The sequence below is a fragment of the Bacillus sp. PSXD-155 genome, from assembly GCF_049310765.1.
Taxonomy (GTDB): Bacteria; Bacillota; Bacilli; order Bacillales; family Bacillaceae_G; genus Bacillus_A; species Bacillus_A cereus.
On sequence record NZ_JBMOWC010000002.1, the window covers coordinates 208904 to 228568 of the forward strand.

Genomic DNA, 19665 nt, shown 5'->3' on the forward strand with positions numbered 1-19665 from the left:
ACCTTTTAGATGGAAAAGAGTAAAAAATGCCTCCAATGCAAAAAAACATCGGAGGCATTTCTCTAAAGTTTATGACTATGGCACTTTATTTTTAATGCGGAGGGCTATACATACCATTTCGAATCATATAATACTCCATCGCTTCATTAAGCCATGTCTCTTCTTCTTCCGTGTAAGGAGATGGCATCATATTATTATATTGTTCTTCTACATTCTCTAATTTACCTAAAGAATACATTGTCTCTTCACCAACATACTTAAGAGTCGCCTTCATATGTTCATCAACCAATTTTTGCACTTCTGAATCCTCAATTTGTCTTCCAAATAACCTTTTCACTTCTTTTGCTAAACGCACAAACTCTTTATCAAGTGCTATGCCCTCTTCTTCCGACTTATTATATAATCCATCAGCCAAGTCTTTTGATACATATCCTTCAAGCCATAAACGTTGTTCGTTTTCTTTTTGAATGCTGTTAATTAGACTCATTAATATGTCACTATCCAACTCTTCATCTTCCTCAAGACATACCATTGTTCGTTCAAGCGCCTTTATCGAAACTTCAATGTGTCTTCTCTTTTCTTCAAAGGCTTTTCTTTGTTGTTCCAACGTTTCTTTTAAATTTACATTCAAACTTGGCATTTTCAGCATAACGCGTATTTCTTCTAAACTATATCCTAATACTTTAAGACTCACTATTTTCTGTAGTTCTAATATATCTTTTCCTTTGTACACACGGTGACCAGAGCTAACATTCTTTCCAGGTTTAAGTAGTCCAATTTCATCGTAATATTGTAGTGTCCGTATTGATGTGCCTGTCCTCTTTGCAAACTCACCAATTGAACAGCCTTCCCTTTTGCTCATCTTACACTCCTCCTAACAATATGTTTACAAAAATCATACTCCCTCACGTAACTGTAGGTTCAAGTCTTTTTTCCAAAAGCATGAATCAAGTTCCTCACCGCATATATTAAACTATACCTTTTCTTAAGGAGGGCTTCCTTAATGCGTACTCCTTTATCCTTTGATAAAGACACTGCCATACTGTTAGCTTCTTGTTGTGAGTTAACGTATGAACAATATAAACAAAATGGTATTTTCGAAATACCAGATGGTTTTCAATATGTACAAGGGTTTCAAGGAAAAGCCATTCAAACAACAGAATGGTTCGGGTTTATATTAGAATCTGAGGATACAATTATCGTTGCCTTCAGGGGCACTCAAACAGACCCTGATTGGATTATTGACTCTCTCGTCAATCAAAAACCTTATCCTTATGCTTTAAATAGCGGAAATGTCCATAACGGCTTTCTCTCTATTTATGAGTCTTGTCGTGATTCTATTATGGATATGCTCGTATCATTGCCAGCACATAAAAAACTGCTAGCTACTGGGCATAGTCTAGGTGGTGCGCTTGCCACATTACACATATTAGATGCACGTATAAATACTGCCTTCGCACAGTATGGACTTTATACATTCGCTTCTCCAAAAGTAGGAGATATCGCTTTTCGAAATTATTATAAACTACAAGTAGCTAGTAGCTTTCGTTTCGTCAACTTGTTCGATGTCGTTCCACTTCTCCCTCCCCGAAACATAAATTTTAATGATCATGATTGGGAGTATGCACACGTCCATCACAATATGACATTTACAAAAAATACAAAATCCATTACAAATAATCATTCCATTACAACATACAAAACATGTCTGACTTCTCATTTTTAACCAGTAAACAATTGGAAATAAAATATTCGTATACTATAATACTCTATGAAGTTATTTTTGGATGAGGGGACCTTACATGTTAAAATTTATCTTCACACTTTTTCTTATTGTAATTTTTACGGTCACAGGTTTCTTTACATTTTCATACTTTGCGACAGGAGAGTATGATGGGGCAGGTATCATATATACCACTGTTCCATGTCTTTCTTAAGCAAAATAAATAAAACGAGCTTAATTTTATTAAGCCCGTTTTATTTATTAATATCCATTTTTGTTGGTAAATCGATAATATATCTCCCAATATAGCAACTTCTTTAAAACTGTTTAACTGCATTACCAATACCCCAAATTTCATTGCTGTACTGCAAAATCGTTCGATCACTCGCAAAATGACCAGACTGTGCAATATTTAAAATCGACATTTCTAGCCACTTTGTTCGGTTCTCATAAGCTCTACCGACAGCTTCTTGTTTTTCAGCATATGGGCCAAAATCTCGCAGAACGAAATATTCATCATTTTGAATAACGAGAGAATCATAAATCGCTTCAAATTCTGCTCCCGATTGTGCAAAGAAACCATTTGTTAATTGATCAACTACTTTCTTAATGTGCCTATTGTGGTGATAATAATCACTTGCACGATATCCACCATTTTGATAGTAATGAAGAACCTCTTCCGCTGTTAAGCCGAAAATGAAACAGTTATCATCACCGACCCGGTCTTTTATTTCAATGTTAGCTCCGTCTAGCGTTCCGAGTGTAATCGCACCGTTCATCATAAATTTCATATTACCTGTTCCCGATGCTTCTTTACTCGCCGTTGAAATTTGTTCACTTACATCCGCTGCCGGGAATATATCTTCCGCTAAAGAAACTCGATAGTTTTCTAGAAAGATAACTTTCATATATTGACTGACATACGGGTCATTATTTACTTTTCTTGCGAGTTCATTTATTAATTTAATAATTTTTTTCGCGTAATAATATCCAGGTGATGCTTTCGCTCCAAAAATAAAAGTACGCGGATAAAATGTAAAACTAGCATCCTCTTTCAAACGGTTATACAAATATAAAATATGAAGAACATTTAATAATTGTCGTTTGTAAGCATGTAATCTTTTCACTTGCACATCAAAAATAGAATTTGGATCAATCGTAATCCCCATTGTATTATGAATGCGCTCCGCTAAAATCTCTTTACGTTCTTGTTTTACTTCTGCAAATTTCTCTTGGAAACTCGCATCATATTGAACTGTTTGCAACGATTGAAGCTTAATCGGTTCTTTCTTCCACTCTGTTCCAATCGCCTCTGAAATGAGATTTGTTAACTGTGGATTTGCTTTCATAAGCCAGCGCCTATGAGCAATTCCATTCGTCTTATTATTAAACTTATCTGGATAAAATTCATAAAACAATCGCATTTCCCGCTGCTTTAATATTTCCGTATGAATTTTTGCTACACCGTTTACGCTATGGCTACCGACAATTGCTAAATGAGCCATTTTCACAAGATCATGCGCAATAATTGCCATGTCTTCGATGCGATGCCATTCATAAGGATAACGTTCCCAAAGTTCATGACAGAAACGTTCATTAATCTCTTCAATAATCATATAAATTCTCGGTAATAATGGTTTAAAAATGTGAATTGGCCACTTTTCGAGCGCTTCTGATAACGTCGTATGATTCGTATAAGAAATCGTCTGCGTCGTTATGTGCCAAGCTTCTTCCCATGTTAACTTTTCTTCGTCTAGTAAAATACGCATCAGTTCTGGAATTGCTAAAACCGGATGTGTATCGTTAATATGAATCGCAATTTTTTCATGTAGTTGACGAAGGTCACCATATCTTTCTCTATGCATTCGAACAATATTTTGTAAACTTGCTGATACGAGGAAATACTGTTGTTTTAAACGAAGTATTTTCCCCTCATCATGCGTATCATCTGGATATAAAAACTCCGATACAGCCTCTGTTTCGCGCTTATATTTCAAAATATCTTTGCAGTTTTGCGGGAAAGGAACTGGTTCAGCATTCCAAAGTCTAAGTGTGTTTACAGTACTCGCCTCATAGCCTACTACCGGCACATCATATGGCACTGCCATAATGACTTCTGCATTTGTATGCCTAAACTCTAAACGCCCGTCAATTTCTAGCGGTTCAACACTGCCGAAATAACTTACTTCCACAGCTTGATCATGCCTTCTTACTTCCCATACATTTTCATGAAGAAGCCACTGTTCTGGAAATTCAACTTGATAACCATCAACAATTTTCTGATCAAACAAACCATGTTTATAACGAATTCCACAGCCGTGTCCTGGCAAGTTTAAAGATGCAAGTGAATCGAGAAAACAGGCTGCTAAGCGTCCAAGCCCACCATTACCAAGGCCTGCATCTGCTTCCACTTCTTCTAACTCTTGCAACGAAATCCCTAGTTCAGATAACCCCTGCTCGCATACATCTCTAATACCTAAATTCAAGATGTTACTTCCAAGCAAACGTCCAAGCAAAAACTCAATAGACAAGTAATACATTTGCTTTTGCTCTCCGGATCGATAACTCTCATTCGTTGCAATCCATTGACTATTCATATACTCACGTACCATATGGCCGAGCGTATTATATTGATCACGAGTTGTAGAATCTTTGAAACTTTTCCCATACATCGTCTCTAACTTTTCTAGAAAAGTTGATTTAAAACTTTCAACATGAGTAAACATTTTTTCACCACCTACATGTTATTCCATGAGACTTTTATACAATTCCTTATAAGCAAGAGCCGATTGCTCCCAGCTATAATCTTCAGTCATCGCTTGTTTTACAAGCTGCTCCCACACTGGTTTATCATGATAAAATTCAATTGCACGGTGAACCGTATGCAGCATGTCATGTGCATTAAAGTTCGTGAAACTGAAACCATTTCCTTCGCCTGTTTCTTCATCATAAGAATGTACTGTATCGTTTAATCCACCTGTTTCTCTTACAATTGGAATCGTACCGTACGCTAATGCGATAAGTTGTCCAAGTCCACACGGTTCAAACAGCGATGGCATTAAAAACAAATCGCTTCCCGCATACACTTGGTGCGCTAATTCTTCATTAAATCCGATATAAACTTTTACCTTCTCCGGATACTCATATGCCATCCACTCAAAGAATTGCTCATATTCCGAATCACCTGAACCTAAAATAATACATTGTACATCTTCTTCCATTATTTCGCGGAATACAGTGCGTACTAAATCAAGACCTTTTTGCTTCGTTAATCTCGTTACCATTGAAATAATTGGTGTATCCTCTTTTTCTGGCAAACCAAAATAACGCTGCAAAGCGCGTTTATTTTCACTCTTTTCATATAATGACTCTGCATCATACTGAGCCTTAATATACGAATCCTTTTCTGGATTATATACGCTCGTATCAATACCATTTACAATGCCGCTAAGCTTATCATTATATTTTCGCAGTAATCCATCTAGCTTCTCACCGAAAAATTCATATTGAATTTCTTCTTTATACGTCGGGCTCACCGCTGTAATTTGATCCGAAGCGATAATACCGCCTTTCATAAAGTTTATGTTTCCATAAAACTCTAGCTGCTCACTATGAAAATATTCATCACCAAGCTCTAACAAGTCGTACATCACTTCAGGAGGAAATACACCTTGGAACTGCAAGTTATGAATCGTATATACCGTTTTAATACGCTCATATAACGGGTTATCTTGATACTTTTCACGAAGTAAGAAATTAACCATAGCCGTATGCCAATCGTGGCTATGAAGAACATCCACTTCAAAATCAAGGTGCGGAATACACTCTAACACTGCTTTTGAGAAATAAGAAAAACGCTCCCCGTCATCATAATGACCATACAGAGAATCTCTCTTAAAATAATATTCATTATCTATTAAGTAATACGTAATTCCGTCTTGCTCACCTTTTAAAATTCCACAATATTGATTTCTCCACCCGAGCGGGACGTTAATTACTTTATGTAACGTACATCCATCTCTTAACTTTTGTGGAATGAGGCTATAATTCGGAAGTATAATACGAACGTCCACTCCTAATTTTTTCAGCTCTTTTGGGAGCGCACCCGCTACATCAGCTAATCCTCCCGATTTCACAAACGGTACACATTCTGATACTGCAAATAAAATATTCACTTGTTGTCCCACTGCGCGAAAAGTTTTTATTACTCCTCTTGCAGCTTCCTCCCTTCGAGTTTTCATTTAAATTAAAACTTTAATCAGTGGAGGAAAAAGCCCCCACTGATTCTTTAGGAATAACTATTAATCGTACTGTTTTGTACGCTTCCTTTTTCTACAACATACGGCTCATCGATATTTCCTTTTAATACGACACCGTCGCCAATTTTCACGTCTTTATCAATAATAACACCGTCTATTATACAGTTATCTCCAATTTGGCTCTTTTGCATAATAATACTGTTACGAATAATTGATCCTTTTCCAATTTTAACTGAACGGGAAATAACACTGTTTTCTACCTCCCCCTCAATAATACTGCCATTTGCAATCATTGTATTTTTCACAACTGCACCCTTTAGATAACGAGTTGGTGGCTCATCTTTTACTTTCGTAAAAATCGGTGCTTCTTTCTTAAATAATTGCTTCCAAATAGCAGGTTGCAAAATTTCTAAGCTATGTTTATAGTAACTTTCGATCGAGTCAATAATTGCTACATATCCAGTATGTTCATATGTAGCAATATGTAATGATTTCCCGCGTTTTTCTCTCACTACATCAAATAAACTGTATTGCTCCACATCTTTATATGACTCAAATAAATCTAATAATAATTGTTTCTTTAACACGTATGTTTGAAGCGAAACCCCTTCATGGCAAACTTCTGTAATATCAGCTGCCGTATGTATATGTCGCTCTAACACCGCTTGAAAATTTAATGCTGTTACGAGATGGCTATTCGTAATAACAACGTACTCTTCTCTGCTTCTTAGAAAATAATCAATATGTCTTCTAAAGTGTGCAAAAGACCCAAATTCATCTTGGTCACATTGGCAGTTTGGCGGGAATAAAAATAGTCCGTCTCGTTTTCTATCTAAATCCCACTGTTTTCCTGAACCAACATGGTCCATTAACGAACGATTTTTATGGCTTGTAAAAACTGCCACACTATGAATACTAGAATTCACCATATTTGAAAGCATGAAATCAATGAGTCGATAACGGCCCCCAAACGGTAACGCCGCTAGTGAACGATGCCCTGTTACTTTCTTTAAGGAAGGAAAACTTCCCGTTGCATTAATAATCCCTAACATTTTTTCTCCCATTCATTTCATCCCCCTTTTCTATTTCCCTTCAGCAATTAATACTACATCGTCAACATTCTTTTCTGGACGAATGATTGTTCCATCTTCGATAACCATTTCTGATCCAACAATCGCTCTTTCAATCACAACATTTTTACCAATCTTGGCCCCTGGCATAACGACAGAATCAATTACCATACTACCTTCTTCCACCGTCACTCCTTGGAATAACACAGAATGCTTCACGTCCCCTTCAATGACGCACCCTTCGTTAATAAGCGATTCTTCTACTTTCGCCTTTTCAGCAATATATTGAGGCGGTTCGTTTGGATTGACAGAGTAAATACGCCAATTACGATCGTTTAAATTCAGTGATGTTTCATCGCGAAGCAAATCCATATTCGCTTCCCATAAGCTCTTCACCGTTCCAACATCTTTCCAATATCCTTCAAACGGGTACGCCATTAGCTTCTTCCCTTCATCTAATAAAAGCGGAAGGACGTCTTTTCCAAAATCGTTACTAGATTCAGGATTTCTTGCATCCATCTCTAAATACTCTTTCAAAATTGACCAATTAAAAATATAGATTCCCATCGATGCAAGATTACTTCTTGGAAATTGTGGTTTCTCTTCAAACTCAACAATCTCCATCTCTTCATTTGTATTCATAATGCCAAAGCGACTCGCTTCATCCCAAGGTACTTCAATAACAGAAATGGATACGTCCGATTCTTTCTCAATATGGTAATCTAGCATCTTACTGTAATCCATTTTATAAATATGGTCGCCTGATAAAATAAGAACATACTCCGGTTCATACTGACTTAAATAGTTTAAATTTTGATAAATGGCACTTGCCGTACCTGTATACCACTTAACCCCTGAAGACTCCGCATAAGGAGGTAATACTGTGACCCCACCGTTTACTCGGTCTAAATCCCACGCATTTCCGATTCCGATATAATTATGAAGTTCAAGTGGTTGATATTGCGTTAAAATCCCAACCGTTTCAATACCAGAATTCGCACAGTTACTTAGCGTAAAATCAATAATGCGATATTTACCACCAAATGGAACAGCTGGCTTGGCTAAATTTTTTGTTAATGCACTTAAACGACTACCTTTTCCCCCTGCTAGTAACATTGCTACGCACTTTTGTTTTTGAGCCATCTTGTTTTTTGCTCCCCTTTCTCGTCTTCACTGGTCGTAATATGGATACGCCAAATGGTGGAATTGTAATCTCTACATGCGCTGCTTGATTATGGTACGGTTCTAGAATCGTCTTAAGACGTTTCTTATTCACTTGCCCCGAACCGCCATATTGCTGTGCATCACTGTTTAAAATCTCGTTATAATACTCGAAATCTGGTACACCTACTTTATAGTTTTCATATGTAGCTTTCGTAAAATTACATACGACAACTAACGCATCTTCTTGTTTATCCCCTTGGCGGATAAAAGAGAAAATACTTTGCTCATTATTATTAGCATCAATCCACTGAAAACCTTCAGGTGAATGGTCAAGTTGCCAAAGTGGTTTTGAGCGCTTATACAATGCTATGAGCTCATTAAAGTAATCATGCATATAACGATGCATTTCAAAATCATGTAAATTCCAATCTAAATCTTCAAGGTCTTTCCACTCATCAAACTGTCCGAATTCTCCTCCCATGAAAAGTAACTTCTTTCCTGGGTGAGTAAAGAAATATCCATATAATAAACGAAGTTGAGCAAACTTATCCCAGTAATCACCTGGCATTTTATTTAATAACGACTTTTTCCCATGAACGACTTCATCATGAGAAAGCGGTAATATGAAGTTTTCAGAGTACGCATATAGTAAAGAAAACGTCATTTTCTCATGAATGTGTTTCCTATATTCAGGCGCACACTCCATATATTTCAGCACGTCATTCATCCAGCCCATGTTCCATTTGTAATTGAATCCAAGCCCACCTTCATACGTTGGAGTTGTTACAAGTGGCCAAGCTGTTGAATCTTCTGCCGTCATAAGAAAATCTTCATCCTCTGCAAACACTGCTTCATTTAACTCTCTTAAAAATGAAACAGCATGCTCATTACTTTGCTCTTGTCCTTCTTTATTCCAGTACAACATGTTCGCAACTGCATCAACTCTGAAACCATCAATATGGAAATATCTCATCCAAAATAACGCATTTGAAATTAAGAAATTACGTACCTCTCTCTTTCCTAAATCAAAATTGACAGTTCCCCATACTGGATTTTCTTGTACATCTTTATCTTTATATTCATAGGTCGGTGTACCATCAAACAAATATAAACCGTGAGCATCTTTACAAAAATGCCCCGGCACCCAATCTAAAATGACACCGATTCCATATTTATGACATTCGTCGACAAAATGCATTAAATCATGCGGCGTACCAAATCTACTCGTCGCTGCATAATATCCCGTTCCTTGGTATCCCCAAGAACGATCATATGGATGCTCAACAAGCGGCATAATTTCAATATGTGTAAATTGATGTTCCACCACATACGGGATGAGCTCTTCAACCATTTCCCTGTAAGAGTACAGCGTTCCATCTTCTTTCTTTTTCCAAGAACCAAAATGTAATTCATAAACTGTCATCGCTTCTTTATAAATCGATTTTTTCTTTTTCTTACGATTCCAGTTTTTATCATTCCATTCATATCCTTTTATATCAAAAACTACAGATGCCGTATTCGGTCTTACTTCTGCATATACAGCATACGGATCTGCCTTTAAAATGACGTCACCAGCCAACGTTTCAATCGCATATTTATATATTTCTCCTTCTTCAATATGCGGTATAAATAAGGACCAAATGCCTTCTTCTGTCACTTGTAGCATCTTATGTTGCTCATAATCCCACTCATTAAAATCCCCAACAACACTCATTGCTTTCGCATGAGGAGCCCACACTGTAAATCGTACCCCTTGAATCTCATCTTCCGTCACAACATGCGCGCCAAAGATGTTATAACTTTCATAGTACTTTTCTGTATGAAACTCATCTCGTTTCACTTCTTCACAATTTATTACATTCAATATGCTCACCTCACTTAGATGACAGAATTTTTTATACTTTAACTATTTCTGCGAAAAACTGCAATATCCTTGTTAATTTATAAAAAACATTCGTTTTTTTCTTAAAAATGTTAGTTTTTCTTCACATTTCCGTGTAAAATATCGAATTTTGACGAATATTCATTGTAAACGCTTCATTCTACTTCTATATTTCCTCCTATTATTTTTTTCTCAACCTTTATTTTATTAGGTTTATACTATTTTTCATGCTATTTTCCACTCAAAATCAAAACAAAATAATCTGTAATAAAAAAATGTTTCTCAACATTTTTTGTCATATTTTTATTGAAACGCGAAATTCATAAGCATATACTTGTTCTCAATAAAGAACTACGATCTTTCGTAACTATAATTCATAGCGGACTACTATGTTTACTTATTTATCCTTGTTGCGAACGGTTGCTATACAAATTTAACTAGGAGGCTTTCTTATGTCATTAAAACAAAAAGTAGGAATGGGAATTATCACCGCTTCACTTGGCTTATCCCTTACATTCGGCGGTGTATTCGCCTATTTCAGTGATTCAGAAACATCAAGTAACTCATTTCAAGCTGGAACACTAGATCTTTCTATTAATCCAAGTGTAATCGTTAATGTGAAAGATTTAAAACCAGGTGATTTTATTGAAAGGAACTTCAAGCTTGAAAATAAAGGTACATTGGATATTGCAAAAGTAGCACTTGAAACATCATATGAAGTTACAGATGCAACGCAAAATAATGTCGGTGAAGATTTAGGTGATCACATTATCGTCAAGTTTCTAGTGAATGATGGACAGCCATCTAATCCAAACGATGATCATGAGATTTTGTGGGAAACAAAACTATCAGAATTAAAAACTATGAAACCTGAAGATGTCGCTACGTCTCTAGAACGTCATAACTTAATAGATGGTATTAAATCTGGTGAAACAGATTACTTACATGTCCTCTTCTCATTTGAAGATAACGACCAAGATCAAAATAGATTTCAAGGTGATTCCCTGCAGCTAAACTGGACATTCCATGCTGAGCAAACAGCAGGTGTGGAGAAATAATTTTTAAAAATATATATTACCGGAGGCCTATAAATGAAAAAGAAAAACCGTTTTGTTACTGGAATTGTAACGGCTGGCGTTCTGTTTTCAACTGCCATTCCGTTCAATGTACTTGCTGAAAGTCCTATTAACCAAATTGAATCTTCAAATGCTCATTCTATATTATCGAAGCTTTCTAAAGAACAACGCCTAGCATTACAAACGGTAGATGCCAACCCTGGTTTTACAATTTCACCAGATATTAATACGAGTAGTTCTGAGCCTGTAAATATCATCGTAGAATTTCAAACTGCTCCAGTAAAGATTAATGAATTAAAACAAAAAGAAAAAGGATTACAGTCTGCTCCTGAAAATACAAAAGCACGTATTGATCAAGAACATGAAGAATTCGAAAAAGGACTAAAACGTCTTTATCAATTCAGCCCATCAGTAAAATCAGGAAACTTCCAGTCTGTACAAATTAAACGTTCTTATAAGCATGCGATAAATGGTGTTGCGATGACATTACCAGCAAATACAGTTGAAGAGTTGTTACGAATTGGTGTTGTAAAACGCATTTGGAAAGATTACGAAGTGAAATTAAATTTACCAAAACAAGCTGAGCAAAAAGCACCTCAAAAACTAACAGATAGCATCCCGCAAATTGGAGTAGATAAGTTACATAGTGAGGGCATTACCGGAAAAGGAATTAAAGTTGGTGTATTAGATACAGGTATTGATTACAATCATCCTGACTTAAAAGACGTATATAAAGGCTATCGCGCAAAACCTGGTGAGGACTCTAGCAAAGTAGACCCAAACTCAGTAAAGGGTTGGGACTTTATTAATAACGATGCAGATCCAATGGAAACTACTTATTCAGAATGGCAAAAATCTGGTGCTCCTGAATTTGATAGCCGCGGTTCTTCCTTCTACACAGCCCACGGCACTCACGTAGCAGGTATCGTTTCTGCTCAAAAGAAGAACCAATCTGATTCAGCAGTAAAAGGTGTTGCACCTGACATTGAACTGTATAACTATCGTGTACTCGGTCCATACGGAAGTGGAGATAGTTCAGGTATTATCGCTGCAATTGATAAATCTATTTCTGACGGTATGAACGTTATTAACTTATCGTTAGGTGATGATAGCAACAATCCTCTTGATCCAACATCTATCGCTGTTAATAACGCGATGCTTTCAGGCGTTGTTACAGTCGTTGCTGCTGGTAACTCTGGACCGAATCCATCAACACTCGGATCACCAGGTGCTTCGCCATTTGCTATTACGGTTGGAGCCAGTGATAGCTCTATTTCCTTACCGAAACTATCAGGTCATGCTGGACAATTACCATTCCCTAACCTAATTTTGTTCGGCAAAAACTTCACTGATAAAATAGAAGATTTTAAGGGACAAACTTTACCTATTGAATCTGTAGGAATCGGTACGCCTGACGAGTTTAGTAAAAAAGATGTAAAAGGAAAAATCGCTCTCGTTGCACGTGGTACAACCTCATTTGATGAAAAAATTGCTAACGCAAAACAAGCAGGTGCAAAGGCCGTTATTATTTATAACAACGTGGATGGAGAAATTCCTTTCTACGTTGGTGAAAGCACAAAATACATTCCATCATTCCGCCTAACGAAAGAAGACGGTGAAAAACTAAAAGCTCAAATTGAACAAGGTAGCACATCCTTAACTTTCGATGAAATTAATTACATTCAAACAGAAGGCGATCATCTTGCAGACTTTAGCTCACGCGGTCCTGTTACAGCAAATGATGATATTAAGCCTGATATTACAGCGCCTGGTGTCGCTGTCCTTTCAACAGTTCCTGAATATATTAACGACCCGCAAGAGGGTGAAAACTACGCTGTTTCCTATGAGCGTATGCAAGGAACATCTATGGCTTCCCCTCATATTGCTGGCGTTGCTGCTCTAATTTTACAAGAACACCCAGACTACTCTCCGTTCGATGTAAAAGCGTCTCTTATGAACACAGCTGATGATTTAAAAGAAAAATATTCGGTGTATGAAGTTGGAGCTGGGCGAGTAGATGCTTACAACGCCGTTCATACAGAAACAAGCTTTAAAGTATTAGATACGACACAAACTGTTGTAAATGATGAAGTAATTGAAGTGCCCGAAGAAACTGGATCTATTGCATTCGGTAAGTTTTATCAAAAAGACGGTGAAGCTCTTGAACAAAAACGAAATATAAAAGTAACTAATCATAATAAACAAGAGAAAAAAGAATTTAAAACAGAAATTTCTTATACACCAGCTTCGTCTACTATTAACGATGCTGTCGCAAACGGTGTAAAAATCTCTGCTCCAGAAACAATTACTCTTGATGCTGGCAAAGCAGGTGAAATTGAAGCAAAAATTAATGTTCCAGCCGGTGTAAAACAAGGCCGATATGAAGGATATATTCATATTACGAACACGAAAAATAAAGAAGAAACATATCAAATCCCATTCTCTATTCGTGTATCAGAGCCTGGTATTGAAAATGCAATACTATCAAGAAAAGCAATTTCAACTGATACATCTAAATTTAATCCATACGGTGAATCGTATGTTCACGGGGCATTCCAATTAAACAGCGAACTTGAAACGTTAGATCTTATCGTAAAAGATTCCAAAACAGATAAAGCTCTGGGCTTCATTGGGACATTAAACACAAGTGGACTAAAAACTGATGTGTATTACTACTTAGACTCATTCTTTAATGGAAAAGTGTATCCTTTTACAAATGATCCTGCAAAACCAATTGGTGATGAGAAAATCAACTTACCAGAAGGAGACTACACAATTGAGTTTGTCGGTTATGATAAGGCTGGGAAAGCACGTGTAAAAGGTGATTATGTTGTAATTGATAATACCCCACCAGAAGTGAAACTAACTGGATTAAAACCTGGTATTTACGAGTTAAATGAAGAAAATTATACAGTAGAAGATGGCAAAAAAGCACTATGGATTAAAGGAAATGTATACGATTCAAACGTTGACTACTTAAAAGGAAAAGGATTAAACATTACGCAAGAAGCGAATGGCGTTATGTACTATGACTATTCTCCATACTTGCATAAGTTTTTACCGATTAATGCAAATGGCGACTTTAAAGTTGGCATTACACCTGACTCCTTCAGAACGGAAGGTCCAATGAACACAGGCGTATATATTTTCGATTATGCAACTGCAGGAGCTGACTATCCAAGCGGTGTAAATAACTACTGGTTTATCCCACAAGGTGCTCAATATGCGAAAGCTAGTTACGATAAAAAAGAATTATATAAAAATGACGAGTTCACAGTAACACTAAACGCAAAACACGTAAAACAATTTGTTGCTGGGCAATTTAATGTAAACTTCCTAGAGAAGAACTTCAAATTTGCAAATGCAAAATTTAATCCTGCTTTTGAAAAGCTACTTTCCGAAAAAGGAGTAACCGCAAAAGTAAATGAACCGAAACTAGAGGCAGGTTCGGTTACAGTTGGCGGCACTATCGATGACAAAAACTTTGCTGGATTAGATGGTGATTTCCCGTTCATTGATGTAACTTTCAAAGTAGAAAATGATGAATTTTATGAAGCAAACGCTCAATTAGAGTCACCAATTTTTGTTTACTGGAAACAAGGTGAATCAGAACCAAATAGAATGCGTGTACTTCAAGATCAAACATTCTCAGTTATGTCCTTAAATTCACTAGTAGAAGGAAATATTAAACCTGGTGCATTCTTAAATGAACGTGGATATTTAGATGAAAAGTTTGATTATGCAAAGCTTGGCGTAAAAGTATACGCAACTGATTCTTACCGTCATAAGTTTGAAGGTTCACTAGATAAATATGGGTACTTCAAACTAAATGGACTTCCAGTTAATAAACGCGACTATAACCTATATGTAGAAGTGCCAGGACATTTAACAAGCCGCCTAACAACGAAACTTGGTACTGAAAAAGACGGTAAGCTGCTTGGCCAATATTATTATGCAAGACCTGACGAAAACCTTGCCGGCGATGTAAATGCTGATAAAGTAATCGATATTAAAGATGCTGAAATTATCGCTAGCAACTATGGTAAAAAAGGACTAACTGTAAAAGACGGAGACCTTAATAAAGATGGGATTGTCGACGAAAAAGATATTCGCTTCGTTGAAAAGAACTTCTTGAAAAAAGGGCCAGATGCATCTAAATCACAAACACCTGTAGAAAAATCAAAAAACGGTACACTGACAGATATTTTAAAGAAATTGGGATTAACGCCTAAAAAATGATAAAGTGAAACTTTAATCAGTGGGGGGTGTTCATCCCCCCACTGATTATTAGTTGAACCAATCGGGCTTTTACGGGCAGTTGATCACCAAACTAACTTCTTTGCTTTCGCTGCATTTTGAGGTGGGGATCTTACTGCCCGTTAATGCGGGATAATAAAGAGCACTCTACGTAAAGTAGAGTGCTCTTTTCTATAAACGACCCTTATCCAGCAAAAGGGGTATATTGGGGATATACAAGGGAAACCGGAAAAGGAATTTATATTAAATTATATAAGTTCAGAGGTAAGAAGCAGTTTCCCACCTCTGAATTATTTAGCAATTATTATAGTACTGGTGCCATTGTTTCTTTTAATACTTTTACAGAATGAGCGAATTTCGCTTTTTCATCTTCATTTAGCTCAAGTTCTACGATTTCACGTACACCTTCGCGGTTAATTACAGCTGGAACACCTACGTAAGCATCTTTCTCTCCGTATTGACCTTCAAGGTATGCAGATACAGTTAATACGCTGTTCTCGTTGTTTAAGATTGCTTTAGTTACACGAAGTAGTGACATACCGATTCCGTAGTAAGTTGCACCTTTACGCTCGATAATATGGTAAGCTGCATCACGTACGTTTTCGAAGATTTTATCTAAGTCTTCTTGATTATACTGTTCGTTGTTAGCTAAGATTGTTTCTAGTTTTTGTACACCGATAGTAGCGTGGCTCCATACTGGAAGTTCAGTGTCACCGTGTTCACCAACGATGTAAGCATGAACGTTACGTGGATCTACATCTAAGTAGTCACCTAACATGTAACGGAAACGAGCAGAGTCTAAAGTAGTACCAGAACCGATTACGCGCTCTTTTGGTAAACCAGATTCTTTCCAAGTTACGTAAGTTAAAATGTCAACTGGGTTAGTTGCGATTAAGAAGATTCCATCGAATCCACTATCCATAATACCGCGAACGATTTGTTTAAAGATCTTTGTATTTTTCTCAACTAAGTCTAAACGAGTTTCACCTGGCTTTTGTGGTAATCCAGCAGTGATAACTACTAAATCTGCATCTTTACAATCTGCATAGCTACCGCTCCAAACTTTTGTTGGTGATGGAGAGAATGGTACCGCATGGCTTAAGTCCATTGCTTCCCCTTCTGCTTTTGCTTCATTAACATCTACTAATACGAACTCTTCAGCTACACCTTGGTTGATCATTGAGTAAGCGTAACTACAACCTACAGCTCCTGTTCCTACTAATACTACACGATTGATACCTTTTTTCATGGTAATTTCCCCTCTCTATTGTTCACATCTATTTTTTATGATTGTTTAAGTAATTAATTAAAATACTAATTTAATGTTGTTTAACTTCTTTACATTCATATTGTAGCACGTATTATTGTGAATTACTTCACAAATTATGACCTATTTGTGAACTTTTTCACATAGAGTGTAAAGTTATTAGAATAGGTGTGGAATCAATTTCAATGGAGGCGTTTTCTTTAGATTGTGAAAGGGATTTTCTTATGTTTTTGTCGGTAAGTGAAATTATATCGGCGATTTTTAGAATATATCGACCGTAACTCCAAATATATCAGCGATTATTGAAATTTATCGATCGTAACTCAAATTATATCAGCGATTTTTGCAATATATCGACTTACCGACAAAACTCGACAATAATGACAACCTAAAAAAGCTGTCTTCTATATATTATTTATTTTCCACAGTAGCTCCCGGATGTATTTTCATCGGTTTCTCCAAGTATAGGAGGCTACAGTCATACTTCCTTCATATCCATACAGGTCCAAATAAATAACATGATTGTATTTACGGCTCTCTATGTACCTAACTGCAACAGCGAATACTTCATATTTCTTCTATTGCATAAAAAAAGCAGACTATCCAAAGTCTACTTTTATACAACAAAAAAGAGATAGCAGATTATGCTATCTCTTTTAGTATGACCCGTACGGGATTCGAACCCGTGTTACCGCCGTGAAAGGGCGGTGTCTTAACCACTTGACCAACGGGCCAATTACTGGCAGAGAAGAAGGGATTCGAACCCTCGCACCGCGTTCGCGATCTACTCCCTTAGCAGGGGAGCCCCTTGAGCCACTTGGGTACTTCTCTATAAATATGGCTCCGCAGGTAGGACTCGAACCTACGACCGATCGGTTAACAGCCGATAGCTCTACCACTGAGCTACTGCGGAACAATTATGGTGGGCCTAAATGGACTCGAACCATCGACCTCACGCTTATCAGGCGTGCGCTCTAACCAGCTGAGCTATAGGCCCATAATTGAAAAGCGGGTGAAGAGAATCGAACTCTCGACCAGAGCTTGGAAGGCTCTTGTTTTACCACTAAACTACACCCGCATTAAATTGAAAATGGTGAGCCATGAAGGATTCGAACCTTCGACCCTCTGATTAAAAGTCAGATGCTCTACCAACTGAGCTAATGGCTCATTTTGAAAGTGGTGCCGGCTAGAGGACTTGAACCCCCAACCTACTGATTACAAGTCAGTTGCTCTACCAATTGAGCTAAGCCGGCTTGCGACTTCAAAATGGTGGCTCGGGACGGAATCGAACCGCCGACACGAGGATTTTCAGTCCTCTGCTCTACCGACTGAGCTACCGAGCCTTATTAAAATGGCGGTCCCGACCGGGGTCGAACCGGCGATCTCCTGCGTGACAGGCAGGCATGTTAACCACTACACCACGGGACCATTTGGTTGCGGGGACAGGATTTGAACCTGCGACCTTCGGGTTATGAGCCCGACGAGCTACCGTACTGCTCCACCCCGCGATGATATAATATGTAATTTAAGAAAAAATGGAGGAGGTAGAGGGATTCGAACCCCCGCGCGACTCTCGCCGCCTGTCGGTTTTCAAGACCGATCCCTTCAGCCGAACTTGGGTATACCTCCGAGATATAAACCTTTAGTGGTGGACCTTGTAGGACTCGAACCTACGACCGGACGGTTATGAGCCGTCTGCTCTAACCAGCTGAGCTAAAGGTCCTTTATGGTAGCGGCGGAGGGGATCGAACCCCCGACCTCACGGGTATGAACCGTACGCTCTAGCCAGCTGAGCTACACCGCCATAAATGATATTAAAATAAGTGGAGCCTAGCGGGATCGAACCGCTGACCTCCTGCGTGCAAGGCAGGCGCTCTCCCAGCTGAGCTAAGGCCCCATGTTTTTGGGAATATCGGGAAGACAGGATTTGAACCTGCGACCCCCTGGTCCCAAACCAGGTGCTCTACCAAGCTGAGCCACTTCCCGTTAATAAAAGCGCGCCCGAGAGGAGTCGAACCCCTAACCTCTTGATCCGTAGTCAAACGCTCTATCCAATTGAGCTACGGGCGCATATGGTGCCGAGGGCGGGGGTCGAACCCGCACGGTGGTCACCCACCGCAGGATTTTAAGTCCTGTGCGTCTGCCTGTTCCGCCACCCCGGCATGTCATATTGAAAATTGGAGCGGAAGACGGGATTCGAACCCGCGACCCCAACCTTGGCAAGGTTGTATTCTACCACTGAACTACTTCCGCAAGACATGTTTGAGATATTTTATTAAAAGTGCGGGTGAAGGGAGTCGAACCCCCACGCCAAAGGCGCTAGATCCTAAGTCTAGTGCGTCTGCCAATTCCGCCACACCCGCATATTAATATTTTAAGAAAAAATGGGGCGACTGATGGGAATCGAACCCACGAATGCCGGAGCCACAATCCGGTGCGTTAACCACTTCGCCACAACCGCCATGATTTTCTGGTGCCGACTAGAGGACTTGAACCCCCAACCTACTGATTACAAGTCAGTTGCTCTACCAATTGAGCTAAGTCGGCTAAATGGTGGAGGATGACGGGATCGAACCGCCGACCCCCTGCTTGTAAGGCAGGTGCTCTCCCAGCTGAGCTAATCCTCCATTTGCCTGGCAACGTCCTACTCTCACAGGGACAAGGTCCCAACTACCATCGGCGCTAGAGAGCTTAACTTCCGTGTTCGGTATGGGAACGGGTGTGACCTCTCTGCCATCATTACCAGACTGTATTCATTTAAGACAAGAATTATTGTAACTCATTTAACTTCTAAAGTCAACAAGTTTTTTATATTCTTTCAAAACTAGATAACATTGCTTCATATTATATGGTTAAGTCCTCGATCTATTAGTATTCGTCAGCTCCACATGTCACCATGCTTCCACCTCGAACCTATCAACCTGATCATCTTTCAGGGATCTTACTAGCTTACGCTATGGGAAATCT

General features: G+C 38.3%; 11 protein-coding genes, 22 tRNA genes and 2 rRNA genes. 4 read left to right on the plus strand and 31 right to left on the minus strand.

Annotated features, from left to right (window positions below; all coding sequences use genetic code 11):
• Positions 1-91: 91 nt before the first annotated feature.
• A complete protein-coding gene (locus ACO6VI_RS02560; protein ID WP_063548913.1) occupies positions 92-862 on the minus strand; it encodes a MerR family transcriptional regulator in 771 nt (256 codons plus the stop codon).
• Between the two features lie 141 nt (positions 863-1003).
• Here ACO6VI_RS02560 and ACO6VI_RS02565 point away from each other — a divergent pair, with 141 nt between their 5' ends.
• Together ACO6VI_RS02565 and ACO6VI_RS02570 are read left to right on the plus strand one after the other, a co-directional pair.
• Positions 1004-1726, plus strand: a complete 723-nt coding sequence (locus ACO6VI_RS02565) for a lipase family protein (protein WP_001260112.1) — start codon at positions 1004-1006, stop codon at positions 1724-1726.
• 76 nt (positions 1727-1802) lie between these two features.
• The gene (locus ACO6VI_RS02570; protein WP_000911077.1) at positions 1803-1937 is read left to right on the plus strand and encodes a hypothetical protein; all 135 of its coding nucleotides are present in this window, start codon (positions 1803-1805) and stop codon (positions 1935-1937) included.
• A gap of 103 nt (positions 1938-2040) precedes the next feature.
• Here ACO6VI_RS02570 and glgP read toward each other — a convergent pair whose 3' ends face one another.
• The 5 genes from glgP to glgB all read right to left on the minus strand — a co-directional run bounded on the left by glgP (position 2041) and on the right by glgB (position 10080).
• On the minus strand, positions 2041-4449 hold the full coding sequence (glgP, locus tag ACO6VI_RS02575) for a glycogen phosphorylase (protein WP_063548915.1): 2409 nt from the start codon (positions 4447-4449) through the stop codon (positions 2041-2043).
• Positions 4450-4467: 18 nt separating this feature from the next.
• Complete coding sequence (gene glgA / locus ACO6VI_RS02580; protein ID WP_063549374.1) at positions 4468-5898, minus strand: glycogen synthase GlgA; 1431 nt, start codon at positions 5896-5898, stop codon at positions 4468-4470.
• 113 nt (positions 5899-6011) lie between these two features.
• Positions 6012-7046, minus strand: coding sequence for a glucose-1-phosphate adenylyltransferase subunit GlgD (gene glgD, locus ACO6VI_RS02585; RefSeq protein ID WP_000504162.1), 1035 nt, complete (start codon positions 7044-7046; stop codon positions 6012-6014).
• Positions 7047-7064: 18 nt separating this feature from the next.
• Positions 7065-8195 carry a glucose-1-phosphate adenylyltransferase gene (glgC, locus tag ACO6VI_RS02590; protein ID WP_000057604.1) on the minus strand — a complete coding sequence of 377 codons (1131 nt, stop codon included), beginning with the start codon at positions 8193-8195 and terminating at the stop codon, positions 7065-7067.
• Entirely contained in the window at positions 8143-10080 is a 1938-nt protein-coding gene (gene glgB / locus ACO6VI_RS02595; RefSeq protein ID WP_063548917.1) for a 1,4-alpha-glucan branching protein GlgB, read from the minus strand. Before glgB ends, glgC begins: the two co-directional genes overlap by 53 nt.
• Positions 10081-10550: 470 nt before the next feature.
• Here glgB and ACO6VI_RS02600 point away from each other — a divergent pair, with 470 nt between their 5' ends.
• Both ACO6VI_RS02600 and ACO6VI_RS02605 read left to right on the plus strand, forming a co-directional pair.
• A complete protein-coding gene (locus tag ACO6VI_RS02600) occupies positions 10551-11156 on the plus strand; it encodes a CalY family protein (RefSeq protein ID WP_000053928.1) in 606 nt (201 codons plus the stop codon).
• A gap of 33 nt (positions 11157-11189) precedes the next feature.
• Entirely contained in the window at positions 11190-15413 is a 4224-nt protein-coding gene (locus ACO6VI_RS02605; RefSeq protein ID WP_063548919.1) for a S8 family serine peptidase, read from the plus strand.
• Between the two features lie 322 nt (positions 15414-15735).
• Here the strand turns inward: ACO6VI_RS02605 and ACO6VI_RS02610 are convergent, their stop codons facing one another.
• From ACO6VI_RS02610 to ACO6VI_RS02730, 25 genes are all read right to left on the minus strand, one after another.
• On the minus strand, positions 15736-16680 hold the full coding sequence (locus ACO6VI_RS02610) for an L-lactate dehydrogenase (RefSeq protein WP_000715346.1): 945 nt from the start codon (positions 16678-16680) through the stop codon (positions 15736-15738).
• A 680-nt stretch (positions 16681-17360) separates the two neighbouring features.
• Positions 17361-17432: transfer RNA gene (locus ACO6VI_RS02615), tRNA-Glu, on the minus strand.
• Positions 17433-17438: 6 nt separating this feature from the next.
• Positions 17439-17529, minus strand: a tRNA-Ser gene (locus tag ACO6VI_RS02620).
• 7 nt (positions 17530-17536) lie between these two features.
• Positions 17537-17611: transfer RNA gene (locus ACO6VI_RS02625), tRNA-Asn, on the minus strand.
• A gap of 7 nt (positions 17612-17618) precedes the next feature.
• Positions 17619-17695: transfer RNA gene (locus ACO6VI_RS02630), tRNA-Ile, on the minus strand.
• Between the two features lie 10 nt (positions 17696-17705).
• A tRNA-Gly gene (locus ACO6VI_RS02635) sits at positions 17706-17776 on the minus strand.
• A gap of 13 nt (positions 17777-17789) precedes the next feature.
• Positions 17790-17865, minus strand: a tRNA-Lys gene (locus tag ACO6VI_RS02640).
• Positions 17866-17875: 10 nt separating this feature from the next.
• Positions 17876-17951, minus strand: a tRNA-Thr gene (locus tag ACO6VI_RS02645).
• A gap of 14 nt (positions 17952-17965) precedes the next feature.
• Positions 17966-18041 (minus strand) — tRNA-Phe (locus ACO6VI_RS02650).
• Between the two features lie 9 nt (positions 18042-18050).
• A tRNA-Asp gene (locus ACO6VI_RS02655) sits at positions 18051-18126 on the minus strand.
• A gap of 3 nt (positions 18127-18129) precedes the next feature.
• Positions 18130-18206 (minus strand) — tRNA-Met (locus tag ACO6VI_RS02660).
• A gap of 28 nt (positions 18207-18234) precedes the next feature.
• Positions 18235-18327: transfer RNA gene (locus tag ACO6VI_RS02665), tRNA-Ser, on the minus strand.
• Positions 18328-18344: 17 nt separating this feature from the next.
• Positions 18345-18421, minus strand: a tRNA-Ile gene (locus ACO6VI_RS02670).
• 4 nt (positions 18422-18425) lie between these two features.
• Positions 18426-18502, minus strand: a tRNA-Met gene (locus ACO6VI_RS02675).
• Between the two features lie 20 nt (positions 18503-18522).
• Positions 18523-18595, minus strand: a tRNA-Ala gene (locus ACO6VI_RS02680).
• Positions 18596-18610: 15 nt separating this feature from the next.
• Positions 18611-18684: transfer RNA gene (locus ACO6VI_RS02685), tRNA-Pro, on the minus strand.
• A gap of 10 nt (positions 18685-18694) precedes the next feature.
• Positions 18695-18768: transfer RNA gene (locus ACO6VI_RS02690), tRNA-Arg, on the minus strand.
• A gap of 3 nt (positions 18769-18771) precedes the next feature.
• A tRNA-Leu gene (locus ACO6VI_RS02695) sits at positions 18772-18860 on the minus strand.
• 16 nt (positions 18861-18876) lie between these two features.
• Positions 18877-18951: transfer RNA gene (locus tag ACO6VI_RS02700), tRNA-Gly, on the minus strand.
• 29 nt (positions 18952-18980) lie between these two features.
• Positions 18981-19061 (minus strand) — tRNA-Leu (locus tag ACO6VI_RS02705).
• A gap of 22 nt (positions 19062-19083) precedes the next feature.
• Positions 19084-19159, minus strand: a tRNA-His gene (locus tag ACO6VI_RS02710).
• 10 nt (positions 19160-19169) lie between these two features.
• Positions 19170-19245, minus strand: a tRNA-Thr gene (locus ACO6VI_RS02715).
• 4 nt (positions 19246-19249) lie between these two features.
• Positions 19250-19325: transfer RNA gene (locus tag ACO6VI_RS02720), tRNA-Val, on the minus strand.
• Between the two features lie 4 nt (positions 19326-19329).
• Positions 19330-19445: ribosomal RNA gene (gene rrf / locus ACO6VI_RS02725) — 5S ribosomal RNA — on the minus strand.
• Positions 19446-19546: 101 nt separating this feature from the next.
• A 23S ribosomal RNA gene (locus tag ACO6VI_RS02730) occupies positions 19547-19665 on the minus strand; the annotation flags it as partial.

Coding starts and splice junctions, on each gene's coding strand:
- glgP (WP_063548915.1), bottom strand. CDS start 4,449: ATGTTTACTCATGTTGAAAGTTTTAAATCAACTTTTCTAGAAAAGTTA.
- glgD (WP_000504162.1), bottom strand. CDS start 7,046: ATGGGAGAAAAAATGTTAGGGATTATTAATGCAACGGGAAGTTTTCCT.
- glgC (WP_000057604.1), bottom strand. CDS start 8,195: ATGGCTCAAAAACAAAAGTGCGTAGCAATGTTACTAGCAGGGGGAAAA.
- ACO6VI_RS02605 (WP_063548919.1), top strand. CDS start 11,190: ATGAAAAAGAAAAACCGTTTTGTTACTGGAATTGTAACGGCTGGCGTT.
- ACO6VI_RS02610 (WP_000715346.1), bottom strand. CDS start 16,680: ATGAAAAAAGGTATCAATCGTGTAGTATTAGTAGGAACAGGAGCTGTA.
- ACO6VI_RS02560 (WP_063548913.1), bottom strand. CDS start 862: ATGAGCAAAAGGGAAGGCTGTTCAATTGGTGAGTTTGCAAAGAGGACA.
- ACO6VI_RS02570 (WP_000911077.1), top strand. CDS start 1,803: ATGTTAAAATTTATCTTCACACTTTTTCTTATTGTAATTTTTACGGTC.
- ACO6VI_RS02600 (WP_000053928.1), top strand. CDS start 10,551: ATGTCATTAAAACAAAAAGTAGGAATGGGAATTATCACCGCTTCACTT.
- ACO6VI_RS02565 (WP_001260112.1), top strand. CDS start 1,004: ATGCGTACTCCTTTATCCTTTGATAAAGACACTGCCATACTGTTAGCT.